This window comes from Pseudomonas sp. Irchel 3F3, assembly GCF_900187545.1.
GTDB lineage: Bacteria > Pseudomonadota > Gammaproteobacteria > Pseudomonadales > Pseudomonadaceae > Aquipseudomonas > Aquipseudomonas fortuita.
Window position 1 is genome coordinate 48509 of sequence record NZ_FYDS01000016.1, and the last position, 16308, is coordinate 64816.

Consider the following 16308-nt stretch of genomic DNA (forward strand, 5'->3'; position numbering starts at 1 on the left):
CGCGAGCAAGCCCGCGAAGAGGCCCTTCAGTCGAACCGATATATATCCATCCCCAGCGCCCCTAGGGTAAACCCCTGATGCACCACGCCAAACCTGCTCCCAGCCCCCAGGGCAAAGAACAGCGGCAGCAAATGCTCATCACTGGGATGGTTACGCACAGCATGTGGCGCCTGCTTCCGGTAATCCAGCAATGCCGCTTGGTCATCTTCCTGCAGCCGCTCCACCACCCAATCCCTGAACGCCAGCGCCCATGGCTCGATCACATCCGGCCCTGCATGCCAGTCCAGTTCCCCCAGGTTATGGGTGATGCTGCCCGAACCCACCAGCAAGATGCCCTCGGCACGCAAGTTCGCCAGCGCCTGGCCCACCTTCACCTGCAGCGCAGGCCCCATGTGGCTGGGCAGGGAAACCTGCACCACCGGAATGCTTGCGTCCGGGTACATCAGCGACAGCGGTACCCAGGCGCCGTGGTCGAACGGCCGCTGGGCGTCCAGCCGGGCTGGCAGCCCGGCAGCCTTCAGCAACTCGCTGACCTGGCCTGCCAGGGAAGGCTCGCCCGGCGCCGGGTATTGCACCGCATACAATGCCGGTGGAAAGCCGTAGAAGTCGTGCCAGGTTTCTGGCTGTGCACTGCTGGTTACCAGCAGTTCACGGCTTTCCCAGTGCGCTGACACCACCACGATTGCCTTGGGGCGTGGCAGGCTGTTGGCCAGCCCGGCCAAGGCCGGCCCGCTGGCACCCGGGTGCAGGGCGAGCATGGGCGAACCATGGGAAATGAACAGGCTGGGCAGCATGGCAAGGTCCTGAAGGTTAAGATGCACTCATCTTCGGTCAGAAACTGATCGATATCCATCGCAAGTTTTACGCGTTTTCTATCGGTTTACTCGATAAACAAGGAGCAACCATGGAGCCAGCTTTCTGGCACAAGCGGTGGGTCGATAACCAGATCGGCTTTCATCAGGGGCAGGTCAATTCGTACCTGCAGGCGCACTGGCCGTCACTCGGCCTTGAGTCTGGTAGCCGAGTGCTGGTGCCGCTGTGCGGCAAAAGCCTGGATTTGATCTGGCTGGCCGGGCAGGGGTACCGAGTGTTGGGTGTGGAGCTGTCGCGGCGCGCGGTAGAGGATTTCTTCGGCGAGCACGGGCTTGAAGCCGAGGTGCAGCAGCGCGGGGACTTCGAAGTTTGGCGCAGTGGTGACGTGGAGCTGTGGTGTGGTGATTTCTTTGCGTTGCGTGCGCAGGATATAGGCGACTGCGTGGGGCTGTATGACCGGGCGGCGCTGATTGCGCTGCCGGCGCAAATGCGCGCGATGTACATGCAGGCGCTGACGGCTTTGCTGCCGGCCAATTGCCGGGGTTTGGTGGTGACCTTGGATTATGATCAGTCACTGCTGCCCGGGCCGCCGTTTTCAGTCGGGGACGCAGAGGTGCGGCAGGGGTTTGCAGGGTGGCAGCTGCATGAGCTGGAGGCGGTAGAGGTGATTCAGGAGAGCCCCAAGTTTGTGCAGGCCGGGGTTTCCAGTCTGTTGGAGCGGGTTTACCGGCTTGGCCGGTAATACGAAAAAGGGCGACCAAAGTCGCCCTTTCTGTATTACCCGATGGATCAACCGCGACGGCGCAGGGCCTCGATACGGTCTTCCAGGGGCGGGTGGCTCATCAGCAGCCCGGCCAGGCCGTGCTTGAGGCCACCGTTGATGCCAAAGGCCTTCATGGTGTCTGGCATGTGCACTGGCAGGCCTTGTTCCACGCGCAGGCGCTGCAGGGCGCCGATCATGGCCGAGGTGCCAGCCAGTTGCGCACCGGCTTCGTCGGCGCGGTACTCGCGGCGGCGCGAGAACCACATCACGATCATGCTGGCCAGGATGCCCAGGATCAGCTCGGCAACGATGGTCGCCACGTAGTAGGCAATGCCTTGGCCTTCTTCGTTCTTGAAGATGACCTTGTCGACGAAGTTGCCGATGATGCGTGCGAAGAACATCACGAAGGTGTTCACCACGCCCTGTACCAGCGCCAGGGTGACCATGTCGCCATTGGCCACGTGGCCGATTTCGTGGGCCAGCACCGCCCGCACTTCATCGGGCGAGAAACGCTCCAGCAGGCCCTGGGACACGGCTACCAATGCGTCGTTGCGGTTCCAGCCGGTGGCGAAGGCGTTGGCCTCGTACGCCGGGAAGATACCCACCTCGGGCATTTTGATACCCGCTTCACGGGAGAGCTCTTCGACCGTTTGCAACAGCCACTGCTCGTGGCGGGTGCGCGGCTGGCTGATGATCTGGGTGCCGGTGCTCATCTTTGCCATCCACTTGGAGATGAACAGCGAGACGAGGGAGCCGGCAAAGCCGAACACGGCGCAGAACACCAGCAGGCTGCTGAGGTTCAGGTCGACCCCGTTGGCGGCCATGAACCCGTTGAAACCGAACAGGCTCAGGGTAATGCTTGCAACCAGCACCACCGCAAGGTTGGTGGCCACAAACAACAGAATGCGCATCATGGTTGTTACGTTCTCCTGACGGATGAATTGTCGCTTACTGCGGGGTATATAAGGGGCCTGTCGCGCCGATTCAATCGGCCGACTATTTCAAACTGTGTACGGCGGAGTATGGCAGAGGATGACGCGGGAGCTGTGGGATAGAGCGTTGCAGGATGTAAGAAACACCCTGTGAGAGTGCGAGGGGCTGCTTTGCAGCCCATTCGCAGCACCAGGCTGCGCCTACAGGAGAACGCGTACACCTGTAGGCGCAGCCTGGTGCTGCGAAGAGGCCATCATTTACTGCGAATACGTCCGCAGGAAATTGCCGATCCGGCCAATCGCCGCTTCCAGGTCATCCACCCGCGGCAAGGTCACCACGCGGAAGTGGTCCGGCCACGGCCAGTTGAACGCCGTACCTTGTACGATCAGCAGCTTTTCCGACAGCAGCAGGTCCAGGGCGAACTTCTCGTCGTTGAGGATCGGGCACACCTTCGGGTCGATCCGCGGGAAGGCATACAGCGCACCCATCGGCTTCACGCAGCTTACACCCGGGATATCGTTTAGCAGCTCGTAGGTACGGTTGCGCTGCTCCAGCAGGCGGCCTGGCGGCAGCACCAGGTCGTTGATGCTCTGGTAGCCGCCCAGTGCGGTCTGGATGGCATGCTGGGCCGGCACGTTGGCGCACAGGCGCATGTTCGCCAGCATGTCGATGCCTTCGATGTAGCTGAGCGCGTGGTGCTTGGGCCCGGAGATGATCAGCCAGCCGGAACGGAAGCCCGCCACCCGGTAAGACTTGGACAGGCCGTTGAAAGTCAGGCACAGCAGGTCTGGTGCCAGCGAGGCGGTGCTGATGTGTACCGCTTCATCGTACAAAATCTTGTCGTAGATTTCGTCGGAGAACACCACCAGGTTGTGCTGGCGGGCCAGCTCCAGCATACCCAGCAGCAGCTCCCTGGAGTACACCGCGCCGGTCGGGTTGTTCGGGTTGATGATCACCAGGGCCTTGGTGTTCGGGGTGATCTTGGCCTTGATGTCTTCAAGGTCGGGGAACCAGTCGGCCTGCTCGTCGCACAGGTAGTGCACCGGCTTGCCCCCGGCCAGGCTTACGGCGGCCGTCCACAGCGGGTAGTCGGGGGCCGGGATCAGCACTTCGTCGCCGTTGTTCAGCAGCGCCTGCATCGACATGACAATCAGCTCGGAAACGCCGTTACCGAGGTAGATGTCCTCAATGGTGACGCCTTCGATTTCCTTCTGCTGGCAGTACTGCATCACGGCCTTGCGTGCGCTGAACAGGCCTTTGGAGTCGCTGTAGCCCTGCGCGGTGGGCAGGTTGCGGATCACATCCTGGAGGATTTCATCGGGCGCCTCGAAGCCAAACGGCGCTGGGTTGCCGATGTTCAGCTTGAGGATGCGGTGGCCTTCCTCTTCCAGGCGCTTGGCGTGCTTGAGCACTGGGCCGCGAATGTCATAGCAGACATTGGCGAGCTTGTTCGATTTGCTGAACTGCATGATGGGATCCCGATATGAGAAAACGCGCTACGCCCCGCCGAAAGGTTTGTAACGGCAGGAAGCGGGTGCCAGACTGAACGCCTGGCACACGAAGCCAACTAATATACGTGCCACCCGCGCCCCGGAAAAGACGGTGCGAGGTGAAATTCAGCCTGCCGAGGTTTCCATATGCAAAAGATCGAAAAAACCCTGGAGCAATGGCGGTCGATGCTCGACCCCGAGCAGTACCAGGTATGCCGCCTAAAAGGTACTGAGCGGCCGTTCAGCGGCAAGTACAACAGCGAGCGCCGAGACGGCATTTACCATTGCATCTGCTGCAACGCGAAACTGTTCGATGCGCAGACCAAGTTCGATTCCGGCTGCGGCTGGCCCAGCTTCTACGCGCCGATCGAAGACAGTGCGATGATCGAGATCCGTGACACCTCCCACGGCATGATCCGTACCGAAGTCACCTGTGCCCGCTGCGACGCGCACCTGGGCCACGTGTTCCCCGATGGCCCGCCACCGACTGGCCTGCGCTACTGTATCAACTCGGTGTGCATCGACTTGCGCCCGCGCGACTGACCGGAGCCCTGACATGGCTGGATCGATGCTGGACATCCCCTGCGTGACCCTGGGCGGCGAGCAAAAGAAGCTCGGCGACTTCCCGGGCAAGGCGTTGCTGGTGGTCAATACCGCCAGCCAGTGCGGCTTTACCCCGCAGTACAAGGGCCTGGAGCAACTGTGGCAGGCCTACCGCGAGCGCGGCCTGGTGGTGCTGGGCTTTCCCTGCAACCAGTTCGGCAAGCAGGAGCCGGGCGACGCGCGGGACATTGCGCAGTTCTGCGAACGCAACTTTGGCGTGAGCTTCCCGCTGTTTCGCAAGATCGAAGTCAACGGCCCAGGCACCCACCCGTTGTTCGTCGAGCTCAAGCAGCGCGCACCGGGCATTTTGGGCAGCCAGAAGATCAAGTGGAACTTCACCAAGTTCCTGGTCGACCCGGCCAGCGGCCAGGTGTCGCGTTATGCACCCACTACCAAGCCACAGGCCTTGGCAACAGACATCGAGCGCCTGCTTAGCCGCTGAGCGGAACCCAGTGGTCGATCAGCGCCAGTAGCTCTTCGCGGCGAAATGGCTTGGCCAGGTAGTCGTTCATGCCCGCGGTCCGGCAGCGCTCGCGCTCCTCGGGCATGGCGTTGGCGGTGAGGGCGACGATTGGCAGGTTGGGCCAGCGGCCGCTCTGGCGGATGCGTCGGCTGGCTTCGTAACCGTCCATCACTGGCATGTTGCAGTCCATCAGCACCAGGTCGAAGTCATCCCGTTCCAGCTGCTCCAGGGCCTCGGCGCCCTGCGTGGCCAGTTGCACCTGGCAGCCGAGCTTGGCCAGCATGCCCTTGGCCACTAACTGGTTCACGGGGTTGTCTTCCACCAGCAAGATCCGCGCGCGGCCTGCCTCCAGGCTGATGGCCGGGCTGGCCAGCGGGTGCTCGGGGTCGAAGCCTTGCAGGGTGCGGCGCAGGGTCTGGTACAGGGCGTTGCGCGCCAGTGGCCGGGCCAGTTGATGGAGTGGGGCGAGGGCGGCGGATTGCTCGCTTGACAGGAAGTTGCCGTAGGCGGTCACCAGCAAGATGGGGGTTTTCAGCGTTTGGCGCAGTTCGAACAGGCGCTCTACGTCGTCGGTGATCAGCAGGTCCATCGCGGTGGCGGCTAGCGTCGCGCTGCTGTCATGCCGCTGGTAGGTCAAACCCCAGGCGGGCAGCAGGCCCTGTAACAGTTCGTTGAGCCCGCTGCCTGCATCGCTCAGGGCGGCCACACGCCCATGCAGCGGCAACGGTGCGATGGCTTCAGTGTGCACGACCAGCGGCAGCTCGGCGCTGAAGCAGCTGCCAAAGCCCGCTTCGGAGCGAATGTGCAAATGGCCTTGCATGGCCTTGCACAGGTTGCGCGTCAGCGCCAGGCCCAGGCCGGTGCCGCCGTACTGGCGGGTGATGCCGGCGCCGGCCTGGGTAAACGGCTGGAAGATCCGTGCCTGGGCGTCTTCAGGGATGCCGATGCCGGTATCACGCACCTCTAGCCGGACACCGCCGACGATAGTCACCAGGCGCACATCGACGCGGCCGAAGCGGGTGAACTTCAGCGCGTTGGACAGCAGATTGCTGACGATCTGCCGCACCCGCGTGGGGTCGCCGAGCACACTGCTGGGGAAGTCACGGGCAATCAGGCAGGTCAGTTCCACGCTCTGTGCGGTGTTCTGAGACAGCAGGTTGGCGGTGTCCTCCACCATCGAACCCATGTCGAACGGAATGCGTTCCAGCTCCAGCTGGCCGGCATCGAACTTGGACAGGTCGAGGATATCGTTCAGCAACTCCACCAGTACTTTGCCCGAGTCGTGGGCAATCGCCAGTTGCTGGCGCTGCTCGCTGGGTAGCGGGCTGTCCAGGGCCAGGGCGATCATGCCGAGCATGCCGTTTAGCGGGGTGCGGATTTCGTGGCTCATGTTGGCCAGGAACGCCGCACGCGCCTGGGCCATGTCCAGCGCGCGGCGGCGCGCTTCTTCCAGCTCCTGGTTGGACAGGCTCAGGCTGTTGTTGCTGGCCTTCAACTCGTTGGTGCGTGCCGAGACGATGTCTTCCAGTTCGTTCAGGTACTGGGTAAGGCGGTTTTCGGCGGTGCGCCGCTGCTCGATCTCGGTGGCCATGCTGACGAACTGCTGGTTGGCGACTTTCACCAGCACGCCAATTTCGTCGTGCTCGTGGCCGTGCGGGCAGTCCAGGCGGGTTTGCCGGGGTTTGCGCGGGTCGCTGCCGCTGAGCGCGCCGATCACCGTGACCAGTGGCTTGGTCAGCATCATGTAGAATAGCGCCAGCAGAATGCCGGTCAGCACCAGGCTACGGGCAAAACCGTTGAGCAGGGTGATGCCGGCGCGTTCGAGAAAGCGGCTGCCGAAGGCAAAGGTGTCGACGTCCAGGTACAGGGTGCCCAGGTTTTCCTCTGGCATGTGGGTCAGGTACAAGCGTTCCTTGAACTGGCGCTGCTCGCCGAACAGGAAGTCGCTCAGCGGCCGGTAGCGGTGTTGCAGCCTGGGCCGCTCGACGTCGGCCAGCACGGTGTCGTTGTTGTCGATCAGCCGCGCACGGATGATGGCCGGCGACTGCAACAAGCCGCGGGTCAGCTCCAGCGCCAGCTCCGAGTCGATGTTGTAGGCGATGCGCGAGGCCGGGTTGTGGCTGATTTGCAGCAACGCATTCACTTCACGGTTGATGGACGCATCTTCGCTGGCATAATCGATGCCGATCTGGATGAGACTGAGCAATGTTCCCAGGATGAAGCCGACCAGGACTGTCAACCGGGCTTGCTTGTATGACAGGCGATTGGTGAACTTGATATCCATGAGTCCCGAGCCGGTTTCCCGTTCCTTGCGCTGCGCAAGCATAGCCGATCAACCCCGGCTACTGGTGGGTCTGTCACACATTCAGCCTTGATTGCTCAACTGGCTGTACCGGCCTCTCGCGGCTAAAGCCGCTCCCACAGGTACTGCGCCGTCCTCTGGCCTGGTGCGGTCCCTGTGGGAGCGGCTTTAGCCGCGAAGAGGCCAGCACAGCAGCCTCGAATCTGAATTGTTAGGAGTCGTCATGGACGCTCGCTTGATTGCTTTTCTGGACCGCGCCGAATCGGTACTGGCGCGCCTTGAGCCCCTGTTACCGGCACAGCGCCCGAACATCGACTGGGGCACCACCCTGGCCGCGCGCTGGCAGCGCGATGGCCGTAGCGGTTATCTGCTGCCATTGGAAGTCAGCCTGGACATCCGCCTGACCGACCTGATCGGCGTCGACCAGCAGCGCGACCAGCTGGGCCGCAACACCCACCAGTTCATCAACGGCCTGCCGGCCAACCACGCGCTGCTGTGGGGCTCGCGCGGTACTGGCAAGTCGTCGCTGGTGCGCGCCTTGCTGGCCGAGCATGCCAGCGCCGGCCTGCGCCTGATCGAAATTGAACGCGACCACCTGGCCGACCTGCCACGGGTGGTCGAGCAGCTGCAGAAGCTGCCACAACGCTTCATCCTGTTCTGTGACGACTTGTCGTTCGAGGCCGGGGAGGGCGACTACCGGGTACTCAAAAGCGTGCTCGACGGCTCGCTGGAGCAGGCGCCGGACAACGTGCTGCTGTACGCCACCTCCAACCGCCGCCACCTGGTGCCCGAAAAAGAAAGCGACAACGAAAACTGGAAGCGCGTAGATGGCGAACTGCACCCCAGCGAAGCGGTGGAGGACAAGATTGCCCTGTCTGACCGCTTTGGCCTGTGGCTGTCGTTCTACCCGTTTACCCAGGACCACTTCCTGAATGTTGTCGAGCACTGGATTGGCCAGTTGGCACGGCCTGCCGGGCTTGCCTGGCAGCGCTCTGAAGCACTCGACATCCTCGCCGTGCGCTGGGCCACCGGCCGCGGTAACCGTAATGGCCGTTGTGCCTATCAGTTCGCCCGCTATTGGGTCGGGCTGCAATTGCTGGAGCAAAGTAAATGATCGACCTTAATGCCAGTGGCGCCGGCCTCGACGGCTACCACCTGCTGGCGGCGCAAGTGCAGGCGCTGTTTGCCGACGAGCGTGACTTCATCGCCAATGCCGCACAGTTTTCGGCGTTTCTGTACAACCAGGTGGACGACCTGAACTGGGCGGGGTTCTACCTCAACCGCAACGAACAGCTGGTGCTGGGCCCGTTCCAGGGCCAGGTGGCGTGCGTGCGCATTCCGTTCGGCAAGGGCGTGTGCGGTGCAGCGGCGGCAACGCGCCAGACCCAGCGGGTAGAGGACGTGCATGCGTTTCCGGGCCACATTGCCTGTGACAGCGCGTCCAACAGCGAGCTGGTAATCCCGTTGGTTAAGGCGGGGCGGTTGATTGGTGTGCTGGACCTGGATAGCCCGAAGGTTGGGCGGTTCAGCGAGGCAGACCAGGCGGGGCTGGAACGCTTGGCGGCGATCTTCCTGGAGCTGACAGACTGCTGACCAACAGGTTCGCTGTACTGGCCGCTCTCACAGGGCCAGCACAGGCTAACGAATCAGTCGTAGATCACTTTCTTCTTCCAGGTCTCTTCTGCATCGGTCTTGAGCCCGTCGGTCAGTTCGTTGTGCTCGTCCTCCGCAGGTGCCATGCGGTCCAGCACCTGGGCATTGGCCCGCGCCAGCAGCTTTTCCAGATACGTCAGTTGCTCTTCATACACCTTCGGCTCCGGCTGCTTGCGCAGGTACTGCACGCCGCGCTCGAATGCCAGGCGTGCCTGGCCGGGCTGGTTCTTCTGCAGGGCTTGCTGGCCGAGGTTGTTGAAGAACTCGATATGCAGCAGGACCAGGATGTGGCGGATTTCCTTGACCCAGTGCTTGGCTTCAGGCGTGGTCAGGAAGCCTTCCTGGGCCGCACGAGTCACCTGGTTGTGCATGGCCTCCAGCAAGAAGCGCACGTCCTTGGCCTTGATCTCGGTATGGATCGGGTTGGGCGGGTTGTTCACCGGGATCTTTTCGCCCAGGGCAATCAGCACGTCCAGCTCGGCAATGCGCGCCTTGAGTTCGGCATTATGCTTGTCCACCGCCAGCTGGCGCTGGGTAAGGTTCAGCTCCAGGCGGGTGAGCAACAGTTTAAGGGCCGGGGTCATGAACTGGCCCGGGAAGGTCTCGGTGATTTCGCCACAGCGGCGCAGGCGGTCGGCCAGCTCGATCTTGGTCCGGGCGCGTTCGAGTTTGCCGTTTTCGACCACATTGTTGAGGTAGCCGATCACGATCAGCAACGCGATGCCCGCCACGATGAGCAGGGTGATCAGAAGTGGTGTCACCGTTAATGCCTCATTGAAGAAGAATTACAGCTTTGAGTGTAGTGAGTTTGCCAAGGGGCGAACAGCGGCTGTATGCCAGTGCTGGTCCTTTCGCGGCTAAAGCCGCGAAGAGGCCAGTGCAGGATGACTGCTCTCTCTATCGACAACCCGCCCCGCATTTACACCCCAACCCACCCGGAAGTCTTTGATTTAAATAAATTTCTACAAAGGGGTTGACGCCTTCCCGATCCATCCATAGAATGCGCGCCACTTGCAGCGTAAAGCACACAGCGAAACGCGGCAGGGAGTGAAAGCAAGCAGTAATGCTTGTAGCGTGTCCCCTTCGTCTAGTGGCCTAGGACACCGCCCTTTCACGGCGGTAACAGGGGTTCGAGTCCCCTAGGGGACGCCAATGCGGGAATAGCTCAGTTGGTAGAGCACGACCTTGCCAAGGTCGGGGTCGCGAGTTCGAGTCTCGTTTCCCGCTCCAGTTTCTCCGGCACTGCTTAACGGCGGGGCAGGAAAAGAAAATCCAGTCTGAACCGTGAGGTTCATGTGCTGGTGCACTGAAAAGTGTTGTGTGTCCCCTTCGTCTAGTGGCCTAGGACACCGCCCTTTCACGGCGGTAACAGGGGTTCGAGTCCCCTAGGGGACGCCATTTGCGGGAATAGCTCAGTTGGTAGAGCACGACCTTGCCAAGGTCGGGGTCGCGAGTTCGAGTCTCGTTTCCCGCTCCAGTTTAAATACTGTGGCGTCTATGCGGTGCAGTGGTGGTGAAGGTCGTCAAGGCGCTTCACGCCAAAAGCGGTAAAAGTTTTACAATGCGGGAATAGCTCAGTTGGTAGAGCACGACCTTGCCAAGGTCGGGGTCGCGAGTTCGAGTCTCGTTTCCCGCTCCAAATATCGATCTACAGAGTTCCATGGAAGTCTGTAAGTTCTTGAAAATAGACGCTTCGGCGTCTTTTTTCGTTCCAGCGCAATCTGCCAGAATCCACCAGCAGCCACGAAATTTAAGTACATTTTTAAGTACAGCGATTCCGGGTGGTTGGGGTAGCGGATTGATGGCTGATCTGGGCCTTGGGCATCGATATCAGTCCGCCGTGCAGCTCGTTTTCTGCCAGGTGTCCAGTCAGCGCGACGATTTCCCCACGGGCTGGCTAAGGTCGAAACAGACAGGCTACGCGAAAGAAGCGCTCGTCCTTGGTCTCGGTCCACAGCTCGCGCAGGATGGTCAGGCATCGCGCATGCGACTGATATATGACTGCTGCACGGGATAGCCGTCGAGGCTGAGTCGACGCGCCAGTTCCGCTTCCGCGCAGCTCGACAATCCGGTGCAGCTCGCTCCCGAATGCTGGATTGAACATCGCCAAAGGGGAGGGCGACAACCAGTTCGGGCTGCAACAGCGGTTCGCTGGGCAGGCCATAGGCTCTCCAGGGTTACAGTCGAAGCCGGCATCGAAAAGGTTGCGCTGCAGGCCTTTAAGTTGTTTAGCGAGCGGCACTCCGAACAGCTGGGGATTGATGCCGGGTTCTTCCTCGCCAATAGCGCTGCCAGGCGCTTGGGGAGGATGCCATCCGGCAATGCCATACATCCTCGAGCGATCACGCCTTGCTCGTAGGTCAGCAGCGGCGGCAACAGACATACTGCTGGGATGTCTGTTGTTCACCTACTCCATCTGGCCTAGTTCACTCAGCGATGAACGCTGCCGTGTGATGCGCTGGCGATCAAGCGGGCGCCGCAGGCGGTTTTCATACCGTCAAGAGCGACGGGTATTCCATTGACGCGGTAGGTGCCGCTGCCCTCCACAATTGGGAATTCTCCTTTACATAACGGACAAAAAACCATGTTTCCTTTACCTGCTATCGGTTTGCCGTTGAGGTTCGTGTGGGGGATGGAGGAAGAAACCTTGCCCCCATGGTCCGTGCTGTCACCAAGTCGTACGATGTTCATTGAGTGGTGTCACTCCTTTGGCTACTTATCAGTTGCATGTCAGCGAGGGACAGCATAAACCCTAACAAGCTCCTCATTGCAAGCTTCGTCGTAAAATCTGCTTTCGTAAAAGTTCAATGCCGATTCAATTTTGCATGATCTAAATAACTTCTTGATCGATTTTAATTCTTGTGAGCTGTTTATATGTTGGTGAGACTTAAGGCGGTTTAAGAATTCCATTTTTGTCTCTGTTGAATGTATAAAAAAGTTTGGAATGGGTGGCTCTTGAGGATTTGAAAAATCAAAATCCGTATAGCTCAGTGCTATAAATCGGTTGTTCAGATTTATATCCTTGTTGCGAGCAAAAAGCATTGCCCAGCTTAGAACGAAGAAAGAAGTGCTTGCTAGGAACTCTGCGATATCTTCACAGCCAGTGCTGGTTATTATGGATGGAATTTTCCTATATCGAGATACTAGAGGGATTTCTTCAAGGGTTTCGTAGTTGTCAAAAAACGTATTGACATCAACCCAAGGCTCATTCTTGAACAGCTCGTTCATGATGTTCGCCAAGCTCATCATTTGTTGATTCTCCAACCATGGTCATTTAGCCATTGTATCGTCTTTCTTGAGAATGTGACTTCACCTTTGGCCTTGTCATGAATCGATCCATCCTGATTGTAACCGGATCCGCATGGGCAATGAGCGTGCCACTGACTTGCAGGTACATCCTGTTCAGGGGCGTCAATTCTTGTAATTTCAGCAGGTGCTTGCTCCCTCATTACCTTTCGTTGTGCTTGCTTAGGTGTGCCGCTTGGTTTCGATTTGGCTAAGCCTAATGGGTCGATCCACTCAACTGGATTAGGGGCGTACGTATAGTGGTTGAGTCCGCCGTCCATTCCAATAGGATCTTTTCCGATAAATCTTCCCGTAGAAGGTTCATAGTATCGATACCTGTTGTAATGGAGTTTTGTCTCTATGTCGTAATACTGCCCCTGAAAGCGTAGCGGACTTCGCATTTCTGTGCCCGTTCTCTTACTCCGATTTTCCTCCGCTAGCCCCCATGCCCTGTAAATGCCGGTCCAAGTGATTAGTCCGCCTTCATCTGTCACCTCCATAGGGGTGCCAAGCTGATCGCACTGATACCAAGCGAACGTATCTGCCGGCGTTGGAGTTGGCTTGTGCTGCCACACCGGATCCCGCTCAATGTCGTAGTGATCGCCATAGATGGGTTGCGGCAACAAATCGAGCGTGGAGTTGATCACCGCTTGGGCCACGGGAACGAACGTCCCAGGCTCAAACACATAATGAGTAGTGCTGCCACCCCGTTCTTCACGGTCACGACATTCAGTAGCAAGCGTATCACCATCCCAGGTGAACCAAGTGAACCCGCATCCCAGTTCTTCATCCCGCTCCCGTCGAGCGTTTTCGTTCCATACTGGACCTGCCTGAGGACGATCCCGGTACTTGGAGCGAGAATTCTTGTAGAGACGTCGGCCCAAAGCGTCATAGGCGAAATCAACAATCAGCCGATCATCTTCGTACCTACGTAGCCGGTTGTAGAGGTCCCACGTGAAGTGACCTGTTTTGCCATTCTCGATGCGCTCCAGCAGGTTGCCGCGTTCATCGTAGCGGTACTGTGTACCGCAGTAGCTGCGCAGCACGTTGTCGCTGATCCTGCGCGGTGAATGTGGATTTGGGCCAGGCGGTGCCTGTGGGTCGAGCAGGTTGCTCGCTGGGTCAAAGGCAAAGAGCTCCTTGTCATAATTCAGGCTGGCTTCGAGCAACCGGCCTACGGGATCGTAGCGGTATCGGAGGTCCCCTCGATTCAGGTCATTGATATGGGTGAGCTGACCGGCCTCGTCGTACCGATAGCTGCGCACCGCGATGCGCTTGGTGGCGCCACGGTGTGCCAAGGTCTGTTCGAGCAATTGGCCGTTTGGAGTCCAGGTCTGGCGTTGGACTAAGCCGTTGCCTTGCTCGCGACCAATTTCGCGGTGTAGATCATCGCGTTGGTAGTTGAGCAGTTCGCGGTCGTCAAACTTCAGGCCCAGTAGATGGCCGCTGCCATAAGTCAGCCAGCTGACCCTGTGGCCGTCAGGCCGGGTGGTGGCAATGCGCAGATTGAGCGCGTCGTATTCGTGGGTGAATACCGCGACCTTCGGCTGCTGCATGTACTTGAAGTGCTGGTGTTCACGGGTGTTGTTGCCCGCCAGATCGTAGAAGTACTGGTGTTTTGAATGGCAATGGTTTTGTGGCTAAACCATCGGGATCGACCCAGCTGGTGGGGCTAGTTACATAGCTATAGAAGTTTATTCCTCCAGCCGCGCCGATCGGATCCGTCCCGATAAACCGTCCGACTTGCAGGTCATAGTACCGGCATCTGTTGTAGTGCAGCCGAGTCTCAATATCAAAGTACTGGCCCTGAAAGCGCAATGGATTTCCCATTTCTACCCGTAGTGCAATCTCGCTCCTGCTTTCCTGCGCGAGCACCCATACCTTGTAGGTGCCGCTCCAGGAAGTTTGCCCACGTTCATCCGTCACCTTCATTGGCGTTCCGAGCTGGTCGCACTGATACCAGGCAAAGGTATTAAATGGCCCTGGGGCCGGCCTGTGCAACCAAACAGGATGCCGATCAATGTTCTCCGCGAGCAGAAGAAATCTGTTCCAAGATCGAGGGCTTGGCGAATTGAATGAGATATTCGCCAGGCCCTCGATCTGATTGTAAGTTCCTCAGTGTTTTTAGAAATATATGCACTAGGCGATTTCGCGCTCAGCTAGATATTTATGCTCAGTCAACTTGGCTGAGTAATAAATCGCCATGATCGTTCTCTGTAATCATCCATTTTAAATTTTTATCAACTATGTAGTATTCAAAGAATCTGCAGTTTTCTAGTACTAATGATATTTTTTCTAATGGGGCACTAAATATCAATTTGTCTTCGTTGTCTTCGTCGGCAATAAACCAGATTTCCCCGGAGTGGTCTGGTGCCAGTTCGCATAGGTGCAGGTGTCCAGTATTTTCATAAAATACCTGGATTGTTGGCGCAGCAGCTAGTGATAACCACCATGCACGAGGATTCCCTATTACGAATGTTGATTGGATTTTCAATATGATTTCTGGTTTTTCTGATGGTTCGTCGGACGAAATTCCTTGCTCTTTAAGTGCGCTGCGTAACTCTTCGGCTAGTGAAATATTTATATTTGTCACTGGGGTTCTCACTTTTGATCAGATCGGTGCGGATGCTGAGGGCCGGAATATGTTATATTGCCTCTATCCCCGCATCCGCATTTATTTCTTTTTCCTGCAGTTTGCCAGCCGATGTGGGGCTTATCATGGCCGCTTTTAGCGTCCATGTCGGCGTGAGGGGCATCATAAGCAACTTTGCCTCCTCCAGGTCCTTTAAACTCTACTATGGTTCCTGTCTCGGGGTCGTTTTTGGTGAACGATATTTTATCCGGGTCATCCATGCCCGCATTCTTGAATGCCATCCTCCTGGCTGTGTCGAAGTCTGCAGCATGATCCAGTTTGGCAAGGCCTAACGGGTCAGTCCACTGAGTTGGATTTGGCGTGTAAGCATAGGCGTTTAAACCTCCTGCGAATCCGATTGGATCTTTTCCAATGAACCGTCCAGTTGAAGGATCATAATAGCGATGTCTGTTGTAGTGGAGATTAGTCTCGGTATCAAAGAATTGCCCCTGAAAGCGTAGCGGATTCAGGATCTCCGCCCGCTGTGCTTGCTCCCTCCGCTTTTCCTTTGCCAGGCCCCAAGCCTTGTAGCTTGCGGTCCATGCGATTTGCCCATTTTCTGCAGTCAATTCTATTGGCGTGCCGAGCTGATCGCATTGATACCAGGCAAAGGTATTAATTGGCCCTAGAGTCGGCCGGTGCAGCCATACAGGATCTCGATCGATGTTGTAGTGATCGCCATAGGTGGGTTGCGGTATCAGCTCGAGCGTTGAGTTGATCACCGCCTGCGCCACGGGAACGAACGTGCCAGGCTCAAACACGTAGTGGGTCGTACTACCGCCGCGTTCCTCCCGGTCATGGCACTCCGTCGCGAGCGTGTCACCCTCCCAGGTGAACCAGGTGAACCCACAGCCCAGTTCTTCATCCCGCTGCCATCGAGCGTTCTCGTTCCATACTGGACCTGCCTGAGGACGATCCCGGTACTTGGAGCGAGAATTCTTGTAGAGACGTCGGCCCAAAGCGTCATAGGCGAAATCAACAATCAGCCGATCATCTTCGTACCTACGCAGCCGGTTGTAGAGGTCCCACGTGAAGTGACCTGTTTTGCCATTCTCGATGCGCTCCAGCAGGTTGCCGCGTTCATCGTAGCGGTACTGTGTACCGCAGTAGCTGCGCAGCACGTTGTCGCTGATCCTGCGCGGTGAATGTGGATTTGGGCCAGGCGGTGCCTGTGGGTCGAGCAGGTTGCTCGCTGGGTCAAAGGCAAAGAGCTCCTTGTCATAATTCAGGCTGGCTTCGAGCAACCGGCCTACGGGATCGTAGCGGTATCGGAGGTCCCCTCGATTCAGGTCATTGATATGGGTGAGCTGACCGGCCTCGTCGTACCGATAGCTGCGCACCGCGATGCGCTTGGTGGCGCCACGGTGTTAT

The 16308-nt window shown here is 58.5% G+C and carries 16 protein-coding genes, 5 tRNA genes and 1 pseudogene; 10 read left to right on the forward strand and 12 right to left on the reverse strand.

Going from position 1 to position 16308, the window contains the following annotated elements; genetic code table 11:
- Window positions 1-26 precede the first annotated feature (26 nt).
- A complete protein-coding gene (locus tag CKW35_RS25950) occupies window positions 27-794 on the reverse strand; it encodes a class III extradiol ring-cleavage dioxygenase (RefSeq protein ID WP_016485449.1) in 768 nt (255 codons plus the stop codon).
- Window positions 795-904: 110 nt separating this feature from the next.
- Between CKW35_RS25950 and CKW35_RS25955 the strand changes: the two genes are divergently transcribed.
- On the forward strand, window positions 905-1555 hold the full coding sequence (locus tag CKW35_RS25955) for a thiopurine S-methyltransferase (RefSeq protein WP_016485450.1): 651 nt from the start codon (window positions 905-907) through the stop codon (window positions 1553-1555).
- Window positions 1556-1602: 47 nt separating this feature from the next.
- On the opposite strand, the gene htpX is transcribed toward CKW35_RS25955, so the two are convergent.
- Window positions 1603-2490: a protease HtpX gene (htpX, locus tag CKW35_RS25960; protein ID WP_012271122.1), complete on the reverse strand. Its 888-nt coding sequence runs from the start codon at window positions 2488-2490 to the stop codon at window positions 1603-1605.
- 276 nt (window positions 2491-2766) lie between these two features.
- Window positions 2767-3978 (reverse strand): pyridoxal phosphate-dependent aminotransferase, encoded by a 1212-nt coding sequence (locus CKW35_RS25965; RefSeq protein ID WP_016485452.1) that lies wholly within the window; start codon window positions 3976-3978, stop codon window positions 2767-2769.
- A 168-nt stretch (window positions 3979-4146) separates the two neighbouring features.
- Here CKW35_RS25965 and msrB point away from each other — a divergent pair, with 168 nt between their 5' ends.
- Both msrB and CKW35_RS25975 read left to right on the forward strand, forming a co-directional pair.
- Entirely contained in the window at window positions 4147-4542 is a 396-nt protein-coding gene (msrB, locus tag CKW35_RS25970; RefSeq protein WP_016485453.1) for a peptide-methionine (R)-S-oxide reductase MsrB, read from the forward strand.
- Between the two features lie 13 nt (window positions 4543-4555).
- Window positions 4556-5044, forward strand: a complete 489-nt coding sequence (locus CKW35_RS25975) for a glutathione peroxidase (RefSeq protein ID WP_060518438.1) — start codon at window positions 4556-4558, stop codon at window positions 5042-5044.
- Here the strand turns inward: CKW35_RS25975 and CKW35_RS25980 are convergent.
- Window positions 5034-7391: a response regulator gene (locus tag CKW35_RS25980; protein ID WP_016485455.1), complete on the reverse strand. Its 2358-nt coding sequence runs from the start codon at window positions 7389-7391 to the stop codon at window positions 5034-5036. The genes CKW35_RS25975 and CKW35_RS25980 overlap by 11 nt on opposite strands.
- Window positions 7392-7590: 199 nt before the next feature.
- On the opposite strand from CKW35_RS25980, the gene CKW35_RS25985 reads away from it, so the two are divergent.
- Entirely contained in the window at window positions 7591-8481 is an 891-nt protein-coding gene (locus CKW35_RS25985) for an ATP-binding protein (RefSeq protein WP_016485456.1), read from the forward strand.
- The gene (locus tag CKW35_RS25990) at window positions 8478-8960 is read left to right on the forward strand and encodes a GAF domain-containing protein (RefSeq protein ID WP_016485457.1); all 483 of its coding nucleotides are present in this window, start codon (window positions 8478-8480) and stop codon (window positions 8958-8960) included. Before CKW35_RS25985 ends, CKW35_RS25990 begins: the two co-directional genes overlap by 4 nt.
- 53 nt (window positions 8961-9013) lie before the next feature.
- Here the strand turns inward: CKW35_RS25990 and CKW35_RS25995 are convergent, their stop codons facing one another.
- A complete protein-coding gene (locus CKW35_RS25995; protein ID WP_016485458.1) occupies window positions 9014-9781 on the reverse strand; it encodes a hypothetical protein in 768 nt (255 codons plus the stop codon).
- A 315-nt stretch (window positions 9782-10096) separates the two neighbouring features.
- Between CKW35_RS25995 and CKW35_RS26000 the strand changes: the two genes are divergently transcribed.
- From CKW35_RS26000 to CKW35_RS26020, 5 genes are all read left to right on the forward strand, one after another.
- Window positions 10097-10172, forward strand: a tRNA-Glu gene (locus CKW35_RS26000).
- A 2-nt stretch (window positions 10173-10174) separates the two neighbouring features.
- Window positions 10175-10250, forward strand: a tRNA-Gly gene (locus CKW35_RS26005).
- A 92-nt stretch (window positions 10251-10342) separates the two neighbouring features.
- Window positions 10343-10418: transfer RNA gene (locus tag CKW35_RS26010), tRNA-Glu, on the forward strand.
- Between the two features lie 3 nt (window positions 10419-10421).
- Window positions 10422-10497 (forward strand) — tRNA-Gly (locus tag CKW35_RS26015).
- An 86-nt stretch (window positions 10498-10583) separates the two neighbouring features.
- Window positions 10584-10659 (forward strand) — tRNA-Gly (locus CKW35_RS26020).
- 791 nt (window positions 10660-11450) lie between these two features.
- On the opposite strand, the gene CKW35_RS26030 is transcribed toward CKW35_RS26020, so the two are convergent.
- The 7 genes and pseudogenes from CKW35_RS26030 to CKW35_RS28995 form a co-directional block, all read right to left on the reverse strand.
- Window positions 11451-11711 carry a PAAR domain-containing protein gene (locus CKW35_RS26030; protein ID WP_080640999.1) on the reverse strand — a complete coding sequence of 87 codons (261 nt, stop codon included), beginning with the start codon at window positions 11709-11711 and terminating at the stop codon, window positions 11451-11453.
- A gap of 39 nt (window positions 11712-11750) precedes the next feature.
- The gene (locus CKW35_RS26035) at window positions 11751-12248 is read right to left on the reverse strand and encodes an Imm15 family immunity protein (RefSeq protein ID WP_159971700.1); all 498 of its coding nucleotides are present in this window, start codon (window positions 12246-12248) and stop codon (window positions 11751-11753) included.
- Window positions 12249-12265: 17 nt separating this feature from the next.
- Window positions 12266-13861, reverse strand: a complete 1596-nt coding sequence (locus CKW35_RS26040; protein ID WP_095117198.1) for an RHS repeat-associated core domain-containing protein — start codon at window positions 13859-13861, stop codon at window positions 12266-12268.
- A gap of 19 nt (window positions 13862-13880) precedes the next feature.
- Complete coding sequence (locus tag CKW35_RS26045; RefSeq protein WP_256583420.1) at window positions 13881-14306, reverse strand: RHS repeat-associated core domain-containing protein; 426 nt, start codon at window positions 14304-14306, stop codon at window positions 13881-13883.
- 172 nt (window positions 14307-14478) lie between these two features.
- Entirely contained in the window at window positions 14479-14898 is a 420-nt protein-coding gene (locus CKW35_RS28175) for a DUF6756 family protein (RefSeq protein ID WP_143499810.1), read from the reverse strand.
- Window positions 14899-14906: 8 nt separating this feature from the next.
- Complete coding sequence (locus CKW35_RS26050) at window positions 14907-16181, reverse strand: polymorphic toxin type 47 domain-containing protein (protein ID WP_256583421.1); 1275 nt, start codon at window positions 16179-16181, stop codon at window positions 14907-14909.
- Window positions 16182-16184: 3 nt separating this feature from the next.
- Window positions 16185-16277: pseudogene (locus tag CKW35_RS28995) on the reverse strand (hypothetical protein); the annotation flags it as partial.
- Window positions 16278-16308 lie beyond the last annotated feature (31 nt).